The sequence below is a fragment of the Providencia sp. wls1916 genome, assembly GCF_009706585.1.
GTDB classification, from domain to species: Bacteria; Pseudomonadota; Gammaproteobacteria; order Enterobacterales; family Enterobacteriaceae; genus Providencia; species Providencia lanzhouensis.
Window position 1 is genome coordinate 234,652 of record NZ_WLUL01000014.1, and the last position, 19,777, is coordinate 254,428.

A 19,777-nucleotide genomic window follows, 5' to 3' on the forward strand; every position below is an offset into this window, starting at 1 on the left:
TTCACACTGTAGCGGTGTTGGCTGCTATCAGCCAGCACCGCTGTAACTCGCATAATCTCGGGGAGTGTCGAGCTATATTCTCTACTGATGCGTGACAACCACTAAGCGGATAGCGTCGAGGCGCCATGAAGCTTGGTCGATGTTGGTCATCAATTGGCGACGCTCTTCCTCGATAATATCGAGTTCTTCATCACGGATATTTGGGTTAACCGCTTTCAGCGCTTCCAAGCGAGACAGTTCCAAAGTCAGGGCTTTATCAGCGGCTTCTTTGGCATTCTCAATAATGGATTTTGCTTCTTTCTCGACCATCGGTTCAGAGAGGCGTAATACAGAATGCACCTCGTTTTGTACGGCATTGACTAACTTGCTCGCCATATGACGGTTGATGGCATTTAATTGGCGGTTAAAACTCTCAAACTCCACTTGTGAAGATAGGTTATTACCTTTTAAATCAATCAATAAGCGAACTGGGGTCGCCGGTAAGAAACGGCTGATTTGCAGCTGTTTCGGAGCCTGAGCTTCTACAACATAAATCAGTTCGGTCAGCAAGGTGCCTACTGGCAACGCTTTGTTTTTCAACACAGAAACTGCGCAGCTACCCGTATCGCCGGATAACACTAAATCCAAACCGTTACGAATAATCGGATGTTCCCAGCTAATAAACTGCGTATCTTCGCGGGAAAGCGCTTGTTCGCGGTCAAAAGTGATAGTACAGCCATCTTGCGGCAATCCTGGGAAATCAGGCACTAACATATGGTCGGATGGCGTGAGGATAATTAAGTTATCGCTCTTATCTTCTTGGTTGATCCCAACGATATCAAACAGGTTCAGTGCAAAGTTAACCAGCTCAGTCTCGTTATCGCCTTCACCAATCTCTTCGGCTAATTTATTACCGGCTTCACCGCCATTTGAGTGCATTTCCAGCAAACGGTCACGACCTTGCTCTAACTGCGCTTTGAGTGCATCGTGCTCTTCGCGGCAGGTTTTAATAAATTCATCAAACCCGTCAGTGATGGTTGGCTCAGCCATAAATTGCAGCAATTGTTGGTAATATTTATCGTAAATAGTACGACCGGTAGGGCAAGTATGCTCAAAAGCATCTAAACCTTCATGGTACCAACGAATTAATACGGCTTGTGCGGTATTTTCCAAGTAAGGCACGTTGATCACGATATCGCGGCTTTGACCAATACGATCCAAACGACCAATACGCTGCTCAAGCAAGTCAGGGTTGAATGGCAGGTCAAACATCACTAATTGGTTAGCAAACTGGAAGTTACGACCTTCTGAACCAATTTCAGAACACAGCAATACCTGCGCGCCTTCTTCTTGTGAAGCAAAGTATGCAGCAGCACGGTCACGTTCTAACAGGGATAAACCTTCGTGGAATACCGCCGCACGGATCCCTTCACGCTCACGCAGAACTTGCTCAAGTTGCAGTGCTGTAGCGGCTTTGGCACAGATAACCAGTACTTTTTCATGACGATTTGCGGTTAAGAAGCCCATCAGCCATTCAACTCGTGGGTCGAAGTTCCACCAAGTGGCGTTTTCACCTTCAAATTCTTGGTAGATTTGTTCTGGATACAGCATCTCTTTTGCGCGAGTTTCTACATCCTTTTTCGTGCCCATAATGCCAGCGACTTTGATTGCCGTTTGGTATTGAGTTGGCAGTGGCATTTTTAAAGAATGCAATTCACGGCGTGGAAAGCCTTTGACACCATTACGGGTGTTTCTAAATAACAGGCGGCTAGTACCATGTCTGTCCATCAGCATATGGATCAGTTCTTGGCGAGCGGCTTGGCTGTCATCGCCTTCAAGATTAGCGGCTTTTAATAACGGCTCAACATCTTGTTCTTTGATAAGCTCGCTGAGCAGGTTTTGCTGGTCATTCGTCAGTTTATCGCCAGAAAGTAGCAGTGAAACCGCATCGGCGACAGGGCGATAATTTTCTTGCTCGGCTAAGAACTCTTGATAGTCATGGAAGCGGCTAGGGTCAAGGAGGCGCAAACGCGCAAAGTGGCTCTCTTGACCTAATTGCTCGGGTGTTGCCGTTAGCAGTAAAACAGAAGGAACATGCTCTGCTAAGGTTTCAATCACTTGATATTCACGGCTTGGGGCAGTTTCGCTCCATTGCAGATGGTGAGCTTCATCGACGACCATCATGTCCCAGCCCGCTTCGACGAGTTGGTCAAAACGCTGTTTATTACGACGAACAAAATCTAGAGAACACAGGACTAATTGTTCAGTTTCAAATGGGTTATCGCTGTCGTGTTGGGCTTCGCTGTAGCGGCTATCATCAAACAGGGAAAAACGCAGGTTAAAACGGCGCAGCATTTCCACCAGCCATTGATGCTGTAAGCTATCTGGGACAATGACCAATACTCGCTCAGCACGACCTGCCATCAATTGTTGATGGATTATCATACCCGCTTCGATGGTTTTCCCTAAGCCCACTTCATCCGCCAGTAAAACTCGCGGATTGTGGCGCTTACCGACTTCGTTAGCAATATGCAACTGATGCGGGATCAAACTCGCGCGGATACCACGCAGACCCGTAGATTGGTGTTTAACTTGTTCGCTTTGGAATTTACGTGCACGAAAACGCAGCGCAAAACGATCCATACGATCGATTTGACCGGCGAACAGTCTATCTTGTGGCTTATTAAACGTTAGCTTGCTATCAAGGAACACTTCTCTCAGGCTGACATCCGCTTCTTGGGTGTCTAAACGTGTTCCTGTGTAGGTCAATAACCCTTTATCTTCTTGAATACTTTCAACTTGTAGCTGCCAACCTTCGTGACTGGTGATGGTATCACCTTCGTTGAACATCACTCGGGTAATTGGGGCATCACTACGTGAGTACAGTCGGTTTTCCCCAGTGGCAGGGAAAAGCAACGTCACCATACGGGCATCAATAGCCACGACGGCGCCTAACCCAAGTTCGCTTTCTGTGTCGCTGATCCAGCGTTGACCAAGAGTAAATGGCATAGGTTTAATTTAATTCCATAATTTTGATTGTTTATTTTTAGATGTTTAAGACAACTAACCGGTGTCTTTGCCCAGTGTTGATATAACGGTTATATACCAAGGGTGATGCGAAATTTTTTAATCGTTTTGCCGTTTGGCAATTATAGCTCTTTTCTCTTTCGAGTCGCGTTGCTCGAATTATGATGAGTATAGCCGATTTTCTCGCCAAGCTGTGTGTATAACAGGTCGAGATATCAAAGGGGCGTTATATTAATTCAACATTCGCTTATCGTCACCTGTTAAAAATGCGGCAATTGTAATAAGAATTGTACAATTCACGCTGTTCGTTAGGCTTTAAAACAAAAGATTAATTTGCCCTGTCAAAATGGCGTCAAAATCATCTTGCAGAAATGGCAGAATTCCATCGGCGATAGGTTTGATTTGCTTAAGAATATAGTGCTCATAGTCAGGTTTCGCGGTTACGGTCTCTAATGGCTCGGGACCTGCCTGAGTGATGATATAACTGATCCACCCCCCATTTTGATATTGCAATGGGCGCTGTAATTGCAAATTGTACTCATCGGCTTGGCGTGCGGCTCGTACATGAGGTGGCACATTACGTTGATAATCTGACAATTTACGCCGTAGGCGCTTGCGGTAAATCAAGCGATCGTCATATTCTCCTGAACGAATGGCATGAATATAGTCGCGAATAAATTCCCGATAAGGCTGGCGATAAAAAATGCGCGTATACAGCTCTTTTTGGAAGTTTTGAGCGAGAGGTGTCCAGTCTGAACGAATAGTTTCTAAGCCTTTAAAAACCATTGTATCTTGGCTTAAACCCGCATAGCGTTTTTTACTGCCTTGGTCTGTGCCTCTAATTGTTGGCATCAAAAAGCGCCGATAATGGGTTTCATACTCAAGCTCGAGCACACCATCAAGTTGCCACTCTTCTTTAAGATGCTGTTTCCACCAATTATTTACATGGTCACGCAGTTGATAGCCCACTTTTTGAGCTTGTTCATCAGTATGGGGATCTCGTAGCCAAACAAAGGTGGAATCGGTGTCCCCATAAATTACCTGATATCCTTGGGATTCAATCAATTGTTTGGTAATTCGCATAATTTCATGACCGCGCATGGTAATTGACGCGGTTAATCGTGGGTCAAAAAAACGGCATCCATCGGCACCCAAAACCCCCGCAAAAGCATTCATAATAATTTTGAGGGCTTGAGAAAGCGGGGCGTTTTTTTGCTGTTTAGCTTTATCACGACCTTGCCAAATATGGCTGACAATATCTGGCAAGCAATGGGTCGTACGGGAAAACCAAGCACCGCGAAATCCTTCAACAGAGTGTTCAGGTTCTGGGTGTGCAAGCCCTTCAATCATGCCTGCTGGGTCAATTAAAAAGGTGCGAATAATTGAGGGATAAAGGCTTTTATAATCAAGTACCAAAACGGAGTCATACAAACCCGGCTGAGAATCCATGACAAATCCACCGGGATTGAGCTGAAACTTTTGCTCACAGAGCGTTGGGGCAACAAACCCTAAGCGGTGTAGCCGAGGAATATATAAATGGGAAAAGGCGGCTACTGAGCCTCCCATGCGATCGGCGGCGAGCCCCGTGACCGTCGAGCGCTCTTGCAAGAACGCCATTAAATCGGTTTTCTCAAAGATGCGATGCACCAAAATACAGTCTTGAATATTGTAATGGGCGAGGGCGGGTTTATCGTGAGCAAAGCGGCGGTTAATTTCATCCATGCGATCATAAGGAGTATCAATCGCTTTCCCTTCGCCAAGCAGCTGCTGGGCAACGGACTCCAAGCTGAATGAGCTAAAACTCCATGTCGCCGATTTTAACGCATCAATACCATCAATAATTAAGCGACCTTCAGCAGAGGCAAAAAAGACACCTTGCTTAAAACCGTGTTCTCGCCATTCGAGTTTTTTCCCTTGCCGACCGAGCAACAGAGGGATGCCATAGCGCTCCGCATGCTTTTGTAAAACTTGCAAATCAAACTGGATCAGATTCCAACCGATGATGGCATCGGGATCGTACTGTTGCAGCCATTCGTTCAATTTTTCAAGTAATTGAGGGCGGCTGGTGGCATACACGAGTCGATGTTGATCATTCAGAGCAGGGCCTTGATCGGGTCCCAACATAAACACCACATTGTCACCGCAGCCAGATAACCCAATCGAATAAAGCTCCCCATGTTGGCTAGTTTCAATATCGAGAGAAACAGCATGCAGTGTCGGGCGATAACCTTCACAAGGTTTGAGTTGATATTTCCCCTGATGATTGCGAGAAAACCACACGGGAGCGGTAATAAAGCGCTCCATTAAATAACGCTCACAAGGGCGAATATCGGTTTCCAGCAGTTCAATGCCTAATGCTTGGCAGTTTTTATCTAGGTTTTGTAATTGACGATATTGCTGGCAATAGATGGCGTAGACTTTTTCGCGTTTGAAATCTCGCAGTTCCACGGATCGATAGCTGATATCAGCTTGTCCTTCAATTAAATGGCGTACTAGGGAAAACTTGGATTCAGGTAAAAACCCTACGGCTTGTTGATAGGGAACAATGACTTTTTGCGGTTTATTATCCGTGAGTAACCAATAGCTTACCTCGACACCATAGCGGGTATCTCGCCAATGGCGGCTAAGAATAAAGCCTTTTTCAGCGGGGGTATTTGACAGAGGCATAAAGGAAACTCGCGTAAATAATCTGCAAATTAATATACGCGAGTAGTGGGAATTTATACAGTATTATTTGTCGAGCTAATTAGAAATGCCCAATAATGCAGAAGCGTTAGTTTTGCCTTGTAACAGTGTTTCGGTATCGCCGTCATACACAATTGCACCATCAGCGACCACTAAGCTGCGAGGGGCGATTTGTAGCGAGTCCTCAATACTATGAGATACCATCAATAACGTGATGGATTTGTTAACGCAAACGTCATTGAGTAATTGCAGCATTTCACTGCGCAGCGCTGGGTCAAGGGCGGAAAATGGCTCATCCAGTAATAAAATCGGCTGATTGCGAATTAAACAGCGGGCGAGTGCAGCTCGTTGACGCTGTCCTCCAGACAATTGCGCAGGCATTCGGTCTAAACATTCGGTTAAACTGACTTGCTGCGCCATTTGTTCAACTTCAGCCATTTGCGATGCACTCAAACGTAAGTTCGGTTGTAAACCTAGCCCAATATTTTGCCTCACAGTTAGGTGAGCAAACAGGTTATTTTCTTGAAATAACATGGAAACAGGGCGTTTAGCTGGGGGTGTAAATGTATGATTTTCACCATTTAAGGTGATAGTGCCACTGCGAGGAAATTGAAACCCACTAATTAGGCTGAGCAGCGTGCTTTTGCCTGCGCCACTAGGACCCATTACGGCAACGCGTTCCCCCGAAGCTACCGCAATATCAAAATGCATATTTAGGTTATCGTATTGATAATCTAGATTTTGTAATTCAATCATGAGTTTTCCCCGATAGGCGTTCGAGTAGGCTAAACAGGCAGAAACAGAGTAACAACAATAACATCGCGGTAACCGCGCCATCATTGGTTCGATACGCGCCAATCTGTTGATAAAGATAGTAAGGCAAGGTGCGGAACTCTTCATTACCAAACAAGGCGACCACGCCAAAATCCCCAATCGAAATCACGCAAGCGAATGCCAATGCTTGTGCGATAGGTTTGCGTAATGCTCGTAATTCAATGATTTTAAATCGATTAAAACCAGTGATTTCGAGTGATTGGCATAACGGATTATAGCGTTGGGCCAGATCTCGCATTGGGTTATCCAGTACCTTTAGCGCGTAAGGGATAGCGAGTAAGGCGTTAGTCATGATCACCAACGGATAAGGAGTTTCGGGTATTCCAATGGTTTCATTGAAAAAGATAAAAAAGCCTGTCGCCAGCACAATACCCGGCATCGCCAGAATAATCAGCCCGCTTAGCTCAATAGCTTGTCCAAGTTTTAATGCATTTCTTAAACGCAGTTCACGGCTACTCCACAGCAGCATTAGCGTGAGGATCACGCACAGAACCCCAGCACAGAGTGCAATAAATAGGGAGGTGGATGTGGCTTGCCATAGGGCAGGTTGCTGTAAAACATCCAGTAATTGGCCGTTGAGCCCATCAATAATGACCGCTAATAACGGCGGAATTAATAGCAAAATAGCTGCAGTAATCACCAGCCAGTCACGTAAACGGCGAAACAGGTTATCGGCAGGATCAAACCATGATGTTTGGTGGCTAAATCCAACGGAAAAGGCATGGTTAATACGTTGGCAAATAAGCATTAATCCTACGCAACATCCCAACTGAATTAACGCAAGCAGTGTGGCACGCCCTAAATCAAAGTCGTAGCTCAGTGCTTGGTAAATCGCGAGTTCGATAGTAGTCGCCGCAGGGCCACCACCCAGAGCCAGTACTGTCGCAAAGCTGGCAAAACAGAGCATAAAAATCAGCGCGCCTGTTGGCAACATCTGACGGCGTAAATAAGGCCACTCTAAAAGGGTAAATTGTTGCCACTCATTGAACCCTAATTGAGCGGCGCTTTGACGCTGCTCAATGGCAATATTTTCAAGGGATTGCAGCAACATCCGGGTGGCGAGTGGCATATTGAAAAAGATATGCGCCAATAAAATGCCACGCAGACCATAAGGGGAAAACTGATAGTCAACACCAAGCCATAGGAACAGTTTTGCTAGCCATCCGGTTTGTCCATATACCGACAAAATACCGAAAACGGCGACTAAAACGGGTAAAACAAGGGTCATTGCACACAAGCGGAGCAAGAGCATTCTTCCCCAAAATCGCCGGCGATACAGAGCTCTTGCAAGAAAAATAGCGGGAATAATGGAAAAAATAGCGGAAAGCAATGCCTGCCAAAACGTAAAACCGATGACATGCCATAGATAATCGTCGTCGATTATCTCGCGGAGGGAAACTTCAGGTGCGAAAAACCACAACGCCCCAAAAGCGAGCAGGGCAACGACGATTAAAAGACCGGAGGCTATTGCCCCCGGTAATAAGGTTAAATTGATTAACGACTGACGGCGGTTTGCCATAAACGTGTCCACGTTTGACGTTCTTTAGCCACTTCTTCCGCGCTAAATTGCAGGGATTTAGCAGGCAGTGGTAGCACGTTATACACTTCAGGCAACGGCATATCGATAACCGGATACATCCAGTTAGTGGTTGGTAATGTGCCTTGGAATTCAGGGGTTAACATAAACTGTAAGAACTGTTTTGCCAGTTCAGGCTGCGGGCTGTGTTTTAATCTTGCCGCCACTTCGACTTGCATATAATGCCCTTCATCGAACAATGCTGCCGCGTAGTTGTCTTTCTTATCATTTAAAATTTGATAACCCGGCGAAGAGGTGTAGCTCAGGACAAAATCTCCTTCACCTTTTAAGAACAAGCCATAAGACTCACTCCAACCTTTGGTCACGGTCAGTGTTTTCGCTGCCATTTTCTTCCATGCATTAGCCGATTTATCACCGTAGATTTTCTCAATCCACAGCATTAATCCTAATCCTGGGGTGCTGGTACGTGGATCTTGGTAAATGATTTTCCAATTATTTTTGCTATCAAGCAGTTCATCCATGCTTTTTGGCGGTTGCTTGATTTTATTGGTGTCATAGATAAAGGCGAAATAACCATAATCATAAGGAATGAATGTTTTGCTTGTCCATTCGATAGGTAATTTAAGCGCATCCGTTTTGATATCTGCTGGGGCAAATAAGCCAGTTTTTTCTGCGGAATCGAGCAAGTTGTTATCTAACCCTAAGATAATGTCGGCTTTGCTTTTAGCTCCTTCCATACGTAGACGATTCAGTAGCGCAACACCATCCCCTAGAGAAACCAGTTTTAACTCGCATTCACATTGAGCTTCGAAATTCTTTTTGATTTGAGGACCAGGTCCCCATTCTGCCGCAAAGGAATCATAGGTATATACAGTCAGCGTTGGTTTTTCGGCAGAGGCGAATGCAGCAAAACTTAAGGTGGTTAAGGCAATGAGTGAGGTAAAGAGTTTATTTTTAGTCATTGTAATTCCTGCGTAAATCATAAAAAAACACAGGATTTGAGGAGGGACCGATACAATAATTTGTAGGCGGTAGCTCAAATCCCTACGCCGGTATTAGCCGGATCAGGTTCTACGGGTTATTTCTCAGCCCAAATTGGCACCCCGTTGAGACGCAGACTATTGTAATTACTTCAGACATATCTGCAAACTGTATTGATATAGGTTTACCAGTTTGGGTATGTGTGAAACAATTAGGCATCTTTCAAATTTGGTTATTGAGGTAGTCTAGTGATCGATGATGATGGCTACCGCCCGAATGTAGGAATTGTAATTTGTAATCGGCAAGGTCAAGTCTTATGGGCTCGCCGTTATGGTCAGCATTCTTGGCAATTTCCCCAAGGTGGGATTAACCCGGGGGAATCGCCAGAACAAGCGATGTATCGTGAGTTATACGAGGAAGTCGGACTACAGCGTAAAGATGTAAGGTTACTTGCATCTACCCGTAATTGGTTACGCTACAAATTACCTAAGCGTTTGGTGCGTTGGGATACAAAACCTGTTTGTATTGGACAGAAACAACGTTGGTTTTTACTTCAACTCCAATGTAATGACGCCGATATAAACGTGCAGCGCAGTAAATCGCCAGAATTTGACGGCTGGCGGTGGGTCAGTTATTGGTATCCTGTTAGGCAAGTGGTCTCTTTTAAGCGCGAAGTTTATCGCCGCGTGATGAAGGAATTCGCTCCCGTAGTTATGCCTTTGCAGGAACAGAAATTACCACAACGACCTGTTTTTAATAATCGTAGGCGCGGAGTTAAGTAAGCCTATGTTGACGCGTTTACGTGACATTGTCGAAAAGGTTGCGATGGCGACCAGTCTGACTCAAGCTCTTGAAGTTTTGGTCAATGAGACGTGCAAAGCAATGCGCACCGATGTGTGCTCGATTTACTTAGCCGATCATCCTCGCCAATGTTATTACCTAATGGCAACCCGCGGGCTGAAAAAGCCTAGCGGGATTGCTATTCGTTTAGGATTCGACGAAGGGGTTGTTGGCGCAGTCGGTCGACAATCGGAAATGTTGAACCTCGCTGATATTCGCGAACACCCGCAATTCAAATACCTCCCTCAACTCAAAGAAGAACAGCTCAAAGCCTTTCTAGGTGTGCCTGTTGTTTATCGACGTCAATTACTGGGCGTGCTGGTGGTTCAGCAGCGAGAAAAACGGTTATTCAGCGAGACGGAAGAGTCCTTTATGGTCACGCTATCAATGCAGTTAGCGGTGATTTTATCCCAAGCGCAAACAAAAGGTATTTTCGGGCAATATCGACAAAATCGCCTCAAAGCTATCCCTGTTTCTCAAGGAATTTCGATGGCTTATGGTTGGCAAGACACCTCTCAACCTTCTTTAGACAATGTGTATCAAGCGACCACATTGAATATTGATGAAGAGCGTCAACGCTTAGTGATAGCGCTGGAAAGTGCGGCGGCAGAATTTCGTCGTATTAGTAAGCGGTTTATGGCGAGCTCATCGAAAGAAAGCGCAGCTATTTTCGACTTGTATAACCACTTGCTTAATGACCCCCAACTGAAAAAGCGGTTATTTACGGCGATTAATCAAGGGGCGGTGGCTGAATGGGCAGTGAAAACCGTCATCGAAGATTACGCTTTGCAGTTCTCACGTTTACGTGACCTCTATTTAAGAGAGCGTGGCTCTGACCTTCGCACCTTAGGGCAGCGCTTATTATTTCATCTCGATGATTCACTGACACCCACTAGCCAATGGCCAGACCGTTTTATTTTGGTGGCTGATGAGCTAAGTGCGAGCGTTCTTGCTGAATTACCGCTTGAGCAATTAGCGGGTGTGATTGTGCGCGATGGTGCAACGCACTCCCACTCTGCAATCTTGATCCGAGCGATGGGGATCCCCGCGATTATGGGGGCGGATATTGAGCCTTCCTTATTACATAATCGCCATCTGATTTTGGATGGCTATCGTGGCGAAGTGTTTATTGAGCCTGAAAATTTTATTGCTCAGGAATACCAGCAAATTATTGAAGAAGAAAATGTACTTAGCTGATTAGCGGAAGGCACACTTTCTCAAGATGCAGTACTCAAAAACGGTGAGCATGTGGATATTTGCCTCAACGCCGGATTGAGCCCTCGCTATGAACAGCAAATTCATGATGGGGTGGATGGTGTTGGATTATATCGAACCGAACTGCCATTTATGCTGCACAATGGCTTTCCATCTGAGGATGAACAGAAGCAGTTATATCGGGATGTATTGCAACTTTTTGCAACGAAACCGGTGGTATTAAGAACCTTAGATATCGGTGCAGACAAACAACTGCCTTACATGCCGATCAGCGAGGAAAATCCTTGCTTGGGGTGGCGTGGGATCCGAATCATGCTGGATCAGCCTGAAATCTTTTTAATCCAATTGCGTTCTATGCTGAGAGCTAACCAAGATACGGGCAATTTACGTATTTTATTGCCGATGATCACTAGCATTAATGAAGTGGATGAGGCTATTGGGCTGATTAATCGCGCCAAAAATGAAGTGAGCCAACAACTCGGAAAATCGATTGATTTACCTCCAATTGGCGTGATGTTGGAAGTACCTTCACTCCTGTTTTTACTGCCAGAGTTAAAGCAGCGAGTTGATTTTATTTCGATAGGTACCAACGACTTTACACAATATTTACTCGCCGTCGACCGTAATAACACTCATGTGGCGGCGCTCTATGATAACCTGCACCCTGCGGTGGTGCGTTTTCTATCCATGGTACATATGGAATGTCAGCGTATAGGCCTGCCGATTAGTGTATGTGGTGAAATGGCTGGACAGCCATTAAGTGCTATGGTGCTGATTGCATTAGGTTATCGTAGTTTGAGTATGAGTGGGCGCAGTGTTCCTCGCATGAAATATTTAATTCGTCAGCTTGATCCTCAATTGATGGCTGAGTTAGTGCCTGATTTGCTCGGCGCAGAAACCAGCGAAAATGTTCGCCATAAGATTAGCGAGTTTATGGAAAGAAATGGACTTGGTGGTTTTGTGCGTGGCGGGATCTAGTTTGATCTTCTATGTTATTAATATGTAATTATATGCTGGCAATAACCTCGTGTTATTATGCGACATAATTTTTGACTCAATTATTTTAAAGTGGGGAACGATGAGTAACAGTTACTTAGCATTTCCGGAAATTGATCCCGTAATGTTCTCGATTGGCCCAGTCTCTTTGCACTGGTATGGTTTTATGTACCTTGTCGGATTCGTTTTTGCGCTATGGTTAGCGGGACGTCGCGCTTCTAAGCCAAACAGTGGCTGGACAAAAAATGAAGTCGAGAACTTGTTGTACATTGGTTTTGTCGGTGTATTTGTAGGTGGACGACTTGGCTATGTTTTCTTCTATAATTTGCCTGTTTTCTTAGATGACCCTCTGTATCTGTTCAAAGTGTGGGATGGCGGCATGTCCTTCCACGGTGGCTTGATTGGGGTTATCTGTGCCATGATGTGGTTTGCCTATCGCACGAAACGTCGTTTCTTACAAGTTTCTGATTTTGTTGCACCGTTGATTCCTTTTGGTCTTGGAATGGGGCGTATCGGTAACTTTATTAATGGCGAGCTATGGGGACGGGTTACCCTAGATACACCATGGGCATTTTTATTCCCTCATTCAAGAAGTGAAGATATCCAACTTGCGGCACAAGACCCCTCTCTGTTGCCTATTCTTGAGCAATACGGTGTATTGCCAAGACACCCATCCCAGCTGTATGAAATGGTTTTAGAAGGTATCGTTTTATTCTTGATATTGAATTTATTTGTACGTAAACCTCGCCCAATGGGGAGCGTATCGGGCCTGTTCCTTATCGGTTATGGTGCATTCCGTATCATCGTTGAATTCTTCAGACAACCAGATGCACAATTAGGTTTATTCGGTGGTATCAGTATGGGGCAAATCCTCTCGATTCCGATGATTATTATCGGTGTATTGATGATTGTCTGGGCTTACAAATACGGTAAAAATATCCCAGCCCATAAGCCCGCTAAAAACGTTGAGAGTAAGTAGCGTAGATAGCAAGTAGCGTCGATAGCAAGTCACGTAGACTGTTAATAATGTAGACAGCAAATCGCGCTAATAAGCAGTAAATTAAGTCATTTTCGGTTTGTGTTATTGATGGATATTCGATAACACAAACCGCCTGTATTTCGGAGTAAGAGAGCCACTATGAAGCCGTATCTTGAGTTATGCCAACGTATTATCGATGAAGGTCAATGGGTTGAAAACAAGCGTACTGGTGTTCGCTGTTTAACCGTGATTAATGCCGACCTCGAATATGATGTGGGCAACAATCAATTCCCTTTAATTACGACGCGTAAAAGCTTTTATAAAGCCGCTATTGCCGAGTTATTAGGGTACTTGCGTGGCTATGATAATGCAGCGCAGTTCCGTGAAATTGGTTGTAATACTTGGAATGCCAATGCTAATGAAAACCAAGCATGGTTAGATAACCCGCATCGTAAAGGTGAAGATGATATGGGGCGCGTTTATGGCGTCCAAGGTCGCTCATGGCTGCGCCCTGATGGCTCTCATCTTGACCAATTAAAGAAAGTGGTTAATAACCTGAAAAACGGCATTGATGACCGCGCCGAAATCGTGACTTTCTATAACCCTGGTGAGTTCGAAATGGGCTGCTTACGTCCTTGCATGCACACTCACACGTTTTCACTACTTGGCGATACGCTGCATTTGACGTCATACCAACGTAGCTGTGATGTTCCTCTTGGGCTTAATTTTAATCAGGTTCAATGTTTTGTACTGCTGGCGCTAATGGCGCGTATTACGGGTCACAAAGCCGGTAAGGCTTATCATAAAATTGTGAACGCACATATTTATGAAAACCAATTGCCTTTAATGCGTGATGTTCAATTAAAACGTGAACCATATCCATCTCCAAGCTTGACGATTAACCCTGAAATTAAAACCTTGGAAGATCTTGAAACGTGGGTAACAACTGATGATTTCATCTTAGAAGGTTATCAGTGCCACGAAGCAATAAAATATCCATTTACGGTCTAATGCGGGTAGATTGATATAAAGGCATAGGCACGCATAGACCCTGTAAATAATACGGTTTATGCCTTTATTTTTTATTATCTTTACGGCTCATTCGATTTTTTAAGCTGCTCCATACCTTTACACCTCGATTAACGCTTACTCTCTTTCACCCTTATTACTTCCGCTATTTCCAATTTTTGCCTTATCCCCGAAAACTATTCTGACCTGTCTCCCTTATTTTTCGGGAACACTTTTTTATCTTGGTACTTAACTTTGCGAAGCCGTTTCCAAAAGCATTTAAGAAAAATGCAAAAGTGACATTTTTTTTGGGAAGCGTTTTGAAGAAGAGAAAATGTAGGCTGTAGCCATGTGAAATTTTCTTCCAAATTTATTTATAAAGAGCGAGTGACAGGGATAAAGAAATGGCAGAGCAGGCGAGTTTGCTACAGGGAAAAGTAAAGTGGCTAAAAAGCAATGTTGATGAGCTGGGATTCACTTTAATTGAAATTCTGGTTGTACTGTTTCTTTGCTCAATAGTGGCTCTACCTGCGTTTTATCAATGGCAACAGCAAGTGAAGCGGCTACAGCTTATTGATGCTGCGAGGCAAACTGCCGAATTTATCTACAGTAACCTAATGGAAGGCATCTATTTAAATCAGCACCGTATTATGACGGTAAGTTTCACATCAAAAGAGTGGCGTTTAGTTGTTATCGATGCAGAGACTGCGCAAGAAATCAGCCAATTTAAAAGCGATAAATTTGAAAGCATTGAGCTTAAATATGCGTCTAGAGAATTAATTCATTTTTACGGTAGGCAAGGAACAAGTAGCCCTTTTCGAATTGAACTCAGTAATGAAAGTGACCAAATATCCGTGATTATTTCATCTTCAGGTCGGGTACGCAGTTGCAGCCAGCAAACGTTGGCAGGTGTTCCTAAATGTTGAATGACATTAAAAAGCATAAAACAGAAAAGGGTTTTTCTTTGCTAGAAACACTGATTGCGATGCTAATTGGCTGTTTGGTCTGCATTGCAGCGATGAATACGATCCCTATGTTATTTAAGCAACTATTTCAGGCTTTTTTTCAATATCAACTGGATAGGGAGGTCCGGCAGGTGTTGATTAATATGGAAAAAGATTTTCGTCGAATAGGTCATTGCAGCCAGTCACCTTCCAAGCCTCATTGTGAAGGAAAGGCAATAACCATCAGCGCTAAGTTCTTAAGTCGTCAGGCCAATTCTTGCATTATTTTTGCCTATGATCAGGATTTATCTGGGCAATGGGTTATAGGACAAGGCCGTTCATTACATTCTGATTTTTTTGGATTTAGACTCAACAACAATAAGCTCGAGTCTAGCCGTAATGTGACAAACTGCGATGGTACCCGCTGGCAGTCGTTGTTTGATCCTAATATGGTAAAAGTGAATCAGCTGACTTTTGAGTGGCAGCCAAGCACGAAAATTTTAGGAATATCTATGACGGTGGAAAGCATGTTATTGCCTAATAAAACGTTTGATTATCAGTCCTCTGTACTGCTAAGGAATGTGCCATGAGGGAAAAAAATGCGCAGCAAGGCAACATTGCTTTAATCATGGTAATGGTTTTAATGAGTGTTGGGCTCATACTCTTAAAGGCATTACATTACTACCAAGCTCGAGCTAGCCATGAATTAATCCGCGAAGAAAAATATTACCAATCATTTAATTTAGCAGAATCAGCATTGTCATGGGGGCTCGCTCAACATTGGAAATTGAAAGCTGAAAAGGTGAGTCCTTGGGTGTGTCAGAGAGAAACAAATCATGGGTGGGTTAGCTGTCTTAAGCATTATAAAAATAATCAATTCATTTTATCGGGTAAGGGGGAATTTTCGAAAAATCAATCGCTAACGATATATCGATGGGTTGTACCAATATGGAATGAAGGGCGTCTACAAGCCCGTGAAAATGGCTGGATAGATTACTGCCCAGTGGCAATTAAAGGATTTTGCCAATGAAGAATTCACAGCAAGGATTTGCACTGGTAGAGTCGATGATTGCGGTGGTTATTTTTGCTATCTTGCTGATAGCTCTGCTAAACTACAGCCAATATATCGCTTTGAATTTTAATCAAATATATCAAGGTTCACAGGCAATTCGATCTCTACATGGAACATTAGAAGGCAAACGCTCTTTTAATGATAAAGTTCCATTGGAAATAGGGTATCAGCCCCAGAGAGAACAGATAAAAATCGTGCATTCTGTAAGCCTTGGGGGCTGTAGTGAATCTAAGGTGTCCTTGTTCGTGGGCGGGAAACTGTATTCGATAAGTCGCTGGCAGTGCGCAAAAGGAGAGAGTCATGTTTCAGGTTTATCATTCTAACCAATTAGATCTGCTCAAAGAGCTAATTGCACACTTAATGGAGAATGACCCTCTCACTCATCCTTTTGAGCAAGAAATTGTATTAGTACAAAGCCCAGGTATGTCCCAATGGCTACAGATAGAGCTTGCTAAGCGTTTCGGAATAGCCGCCAATATTAACTACCCATTACCCGCTACGTTTATCTGGGATATGTTCCGTCGAGTGCTTCCCGATATCCCCAAAGAGAGCGCCTATACTAAACAAGCGATGACGTGGAAGTTAATGACGATTTTGCCAAATGTTATTAATGAAACTGAATTTGAGCCTCTACGTCACTATCTACAAGACGATTCAGACAAGCGTAAATTACATCAACTATCAGGGCGTATTGCCGATTTATTTGACCAATATTTGGTCTATAGACCTGAATGGATTGCGCTGTGGCAACGTAATGAATTGATTGACGGGCTCAGTGAAAATCAATTGTGGCAAAAAAGATTATGGTTATGTTTGGTGGAATATACAGAGCAGCTTGGTCAATCGCCTTGGCATCGAGCAAACTTGTATCAGAGTTTTATTGATAAGCTAAAAGCATCACCAGAGTTAGCTAAAAATTTACCGTCACGCTTATTTATTTGCGGTATTTCATCCTTACCACCATTGTATTTGCAAGCACTCAACGCGATTGCTGAACACTCAGATATCCACTTAATGTTTACCAACCCGTGCCGTTATTACTGGGGAGATATTCAAAGCAGTGCCTTTTTAGCGCGATTACAACAACGGAAATTGCGCCACTATTTGGATAAGCACGAAATTTCCCGCTTTAAAATTGATGAGCATGCAGCCAATTTATTCAACACGGAAGGTGAGCAGAATTTAGCAAACCCACTGTTAGCATCGTGGGGCAAGCTTGGGCGCGATAATTTATTTTTTATTTCCCAAATAGAGGCTGCCAATGAAGTGTCGGCCTTTGTTGATAATGGGCGAAATAACCTTCTCGAAAATTTGCAGCAAGATATTCTCGACCTTGAAAATCACGCTCAGCTAGGCGTGACTTTAGATGAGTATGAAAGTAGCTCGCAGAAGCGCTCACTTCCTCAGTGTGATCAATCCGTGACATTTCATTCATGCCATAGTGCTCAGCGTGAAGTTGAAGTTTTACAGGATCGTTTATTGGCCCTATTTGAAGAAGATCCTACATTAACGCCCCGCGATGTGATTGTCATGGTTGCTGACATCGACAGTTATGCGCCATATATTCAGGCGGTGTTCGGTAACACCAGCTCATCACACTATATTCCATTCTCCATTTCGGACAGAAAAGCGCTCCAAGCACACCCAATCTTACAAGCATTTATTATGTTATTGGATTTACCTCAAAGCCGATTTTCAACGGAGCAAGTACTGACGCTATTAGAGGTTTCAGCGTTTGCTGCTCGTTTCGATATTGATGAGAGTGAACTGAGTTTGTTAAGGAGATGGGTCAATGAATCCGGAATTCGCTGGGGGCTGGATGATGATAATGTCAAAGCACTATCGCTACCGGTTATTGGGCAAAATACATGGCAATTTGGTTTAAGCCGAATGTTGCTTGGCTATGCGATGGATAGCCGTAATGGCCCATGGAATGGTGTGCTGCCATACGATGAATGTAGTGGTCTCGCAGCTCAGCTGGCTGGGAAATTAGCATTACTCGTTGATACACTTAGAGAATGGCGAACACACTTAGATCAAGAACGCATGCTCGATGAGTGGAAAGAAATCTGCCAGCAGTTAATCGATAGCTGCTTTAAAGTCGATAGTGAAACTGAAGTTGTCTTAGCATTACTCACGACACAGTGGCATAAAATTATTGAAAATGCGTTGACCGCCAACTACCAAGAAGCCATTCCATTACGTTTAATTCGCGACGAGTTATCGGTTTGTTTTGATGATGAAAAAATTAGCCAGCGTTTCCTCGCCGGTGCAGTCAATTTTTGTACGTTAATGCCAATGCGTTCTGTACCATTTAAAGTGGTTTGTTTACTGGGTATGAACGATGGTGCATACCCACGTAATGTGCCACCACTCGGTTTCGATTTAATGGCAGAAAAAGTCCAGCGAGGCGATAGAAAGCGTCGTGATGATGACAGATACCTATTCTTAGAAGCATTAAATTCAGCGACAAAACGGCTTTATATTAGCTATATCGGACGTTCTATTCGAGATAACCAAGAGTGCAATCCATCGGTATTAGTCACTGAATTATTGGAGTATATCTGTCAGAGTTTCTGCTTAGATGGCGACCAATCGTTGAATATCGATGAAAGTGCACAGCGGCTAAAACAGCATTTGATTATTGAACATAATCGAGTGCCATTTGCGAAAGAGAATTTTGCCTCTGGCTCTCTTTATCAAAGCTTCGCGCAAGAATGGTTGCCCGCTGCAAAAAGTGCAGAGCAAGCGGCTAAGTCGTTTACGTCAATATTAAAACAACGTGAACCTATTACAGAGTTATCGTTAGAACAAATTTTACGTTTTTACCGTCACCCTATCCGTGGGTTTTTCCAGCAGCGTTTGAAGGTTCATTTCTCGATTGAAGAGACTGAACTTCCAGAAGAAGAGCCTTTCGTATTAGGTGGATTGCAACGCTATAAAATTAATGACCAAGTGTTAGATTTGTTAGTCAAAGATGAAGATCCAAATCCTCTTTATCATGCACTAAGAGCCTCGGGACAATTACCTGCAAAACAATTTGGTCAGCTATTTTGGGAGAAACAATTAAATGATATTGCTCCATTAGCTGAAAAAGTGAAAGAGTACGGCGATCGACGTGTCGATTATCCGATTGAGTGTGAAATACATGAGATCAAAATTACAGGCTTATTGCGAAATGTTCACGAGTCAGGAATATTGCGTTATCGACCTGCTTATCTTACTGCTAATGATGGTGTGCAATTATGGATAGAACATTTGTTTTTTAATGCTTTTATTCGTGAAGGTGAAAGCATCGCATTAGGGCGAGAAAACAGTGTTTGGCATTTTTCTGCCATATCCTCAGAGCGTGCAAAAGTACACTTGAATACGCTTATTGAAGGGTATTGTGAAGGAATGAATACGCCGCTAATACTGTTAAATCAGAGTGGTTGGAATTGGATTTCGGCGTGTTTTGATAAAAAAACAAAGGAATATGACTTTACGTCAGAAGATGTGCAGCAAAAGGCGTTATCGGCGCTACTGCAAAGCCTACAAGGAAGCCAAATGAAAGTGGGTGAAATGGAAGATGATTATGTATTGAGAGCTTGCAGAAGCATAAATAGTTCGTTGATTGAATCGCTGCTGAGTAATACTCGGCGCTTCTTACTGCCGATGGCAGAGTACTTAAAATAAGGGAG

13 protein-coding genes, 1 pseudogene and 1 riboswitch are annotated in these 19,777 nt (G+C 43.8%); of the genes and pseudogenes, 9 read left to right on the plus strand and 5 right to left on the minus strand.

The window, feature by feature from the left end; all coding sequences use genetic code 11:
* Positions 1-81: 81 nt before the first annotated feature.
* From rapA to thiB, 5 genes are all read right to left on the minus strand, one after another.
* Positions 82-2,988 carry an RNA polymerase-associated protein RapA gene (rapA, locus tag GKR61_RS10420; RefSeq protein WP_154609932.1) on the minus strand — a complete coding sequence of 969 codons (2,907 nt, stop codon included), beginning with the start codon at positions 2,986-2,988 and terminating at the stop codon, positions 82-84.
* Positions 2,989-3,321: 333 nt separating this feature from the next.
* Complete coding sequence (locus GKR61_RS10425) at positions 3,322-5,673, minus strand: DNA polymerase II (RefSeq protein ID WP_154599795.1); 2,352 nt, start codon at positions 5,671-5,673, stop codon at positions 3,322-3,324.
* 75 nt (positions 5,674-5,748) lie between these two features.
* A complete protein-coding gene (gene thiQ / locus GKR61_RS10430) occupies positions 5,749-6,447 on the minus strand; it encodes a thiamine ABC transporter ATP-binding protein ThiQ (protein WP_154599796.1) in 699 nt (232 codons plus the stop codon).
* The gene (gene thiP / locus GKR61_RS10435) at positions 6,440-8,044 is read right to left on the minus strand and encodes a thiamine/thiamine pyrophosphate ABC transporter permease ThiP (RefSeq protein ID WP_154599797.1); all 1,605 of its coding nucleotides are present in this window, start codon (positions 8,042-8,044) and stop codon (positions 6,440-6,442) included. Before thiP ends, thiQ begins: the two co-directional genes overlap by 8 nt.
* The gene (thiB, locus tag GKR61_RS10440; RefSeq protein ID WP_036956308.1) at positions 8,020-9,024 is read right to left on the minus strand and encodes a thiamine ABC transporter substrate binding subunit; all 1,005 of its coding nucleotides are present in this window, start codon (positions 9,022-9,024) and stop codon (positions 8,020-8,022) included. Before thiB ends, thiP begins: the two co-directional genes overlap by 25 nt.
* 61 nt (positions 9,025-9,085) lie before the next feature.
* A riboswitch (TPP riboswitch) is annotated at positions 9,086-9,178 on the minus strand.
* Positions 9,179-9,291: 113 nt separating this feature from the next.
* Here thiB and rppH point away from each other — a divergent pair.
* From rppH to recC, 9 genes and pseudogenes are all read left to right on the plus strand, one after another.
* The gene (gene rppH, locus GKR61_RS10445; RefSeq protein ID WP_006659219.1) at positions 9,292-9,825 is read left to right on the plus strand and encodes an RNA pyrophosphohydrolase; all 534 of its coding nucleotides are present in this window, start codon (positions 9,292-9,294) and stop codon (positions 9,823-9,825) included.
* A gap of 4 nt (positions 9,826-9,829) precedes the next feature.
* Positions 9,830-12,076, plus strand: a pseudogene (ptsP, locus tag GKR61_RS10450) (phosphoenolpyruvate--protein phosphotransferase).
* Between the two features lie 100 nt (positions 12,077-12,176).
* Complete coding sequence (lgt, locus tag GKR61_RS10455; protein ID WP_036956312.1) at positions 12,177-13,073, plus strand: prolipoprotein diacylglyceryl transferase; 897 nt, start codon at positions 12,177-12,179, stop codon at positions 13,071-13,073.
* A gap of 159 nt (positions 13,074-13,232) precedes the next feature.
* On the plus strand, positions 13,233-14,084 hold the full coding sequence (locus GKR61_RS10460) for a thymidylate synthase (RefSeq protein WP_154599798.1): 852 nt from the start codon (positions 13,233-13,235) through the stop codon (positions 14,082-14,084).
* Positions 14,085-14,485: 401 nt separating this feature from the next.
* Positions 14,486-15,007, plus strand: coding sequence for a prepilin-type N-terminal cleavage/methylation domain-containing protein (locus tag GKR61_RS10465; RefSeq protein WP_154599799.1), 522 nt, complete (start codon positions 14,486-14,488; stop codon positions 15,005-15,007).
* Positions 15,001-15,615 (plus strand): prepilin peptidase-dependent protein, encoded by a 615-nt coding sequence (locus tag GKR61_RS10470; protein ID WP_154599800.1) that lies wholly within the window; start codon positions 15,001-15,003, stop codon positions 15,613-15,615. Before GKR61_RS10465 ends, GKR61_RS10470 begins: the two co-directional genes overlap by 7 nt.
* Positions 15,612-16,055: a DUF2509 family protein gene (locus tag GKR61_RS10475; RefSeq protein WP_108478484.1), complete on the plus strand. Its 444-nt coding sequence runs from the start codon at positions 15,612-15,614 to the stop codon at positions 16,053-16,055. The genes GKR61_RS10470 and GKR61_RS10475 overlap by 4 nt, the downstream gene beginning before the upstream one ends.
* Positions 16,052-16,420 (plus strand): type II secretion system protein, encoded by a 369-nt coding sequence (locus GKR61_RS10480; protein WP_036956318.1) that lies wholly within the window; start codon positions 16,052-16,054, stop codon positions 16,418-16,420. Before GKR61_RS10475 ends, GKR61_RS10480 begins: the two co-directional genes overlap by 4 nt.
* A complete protein-coding gene (gene recC, locus GKR61_RS10485; protein ID WP_154639764.1) occupies positions 16,398-19,772 on the plus strand; it encodes an exodeoxyribonuclease V subunit gamma in 3,375 nt (1,124 codons plus the stop codon). The genes GKR61_RS10480 and recC overlap by 23 nt, the downstream gene beginning before the upstream one ends.
* Positions 19,773-19,777 lie beyond the last annotated feature (5 nt).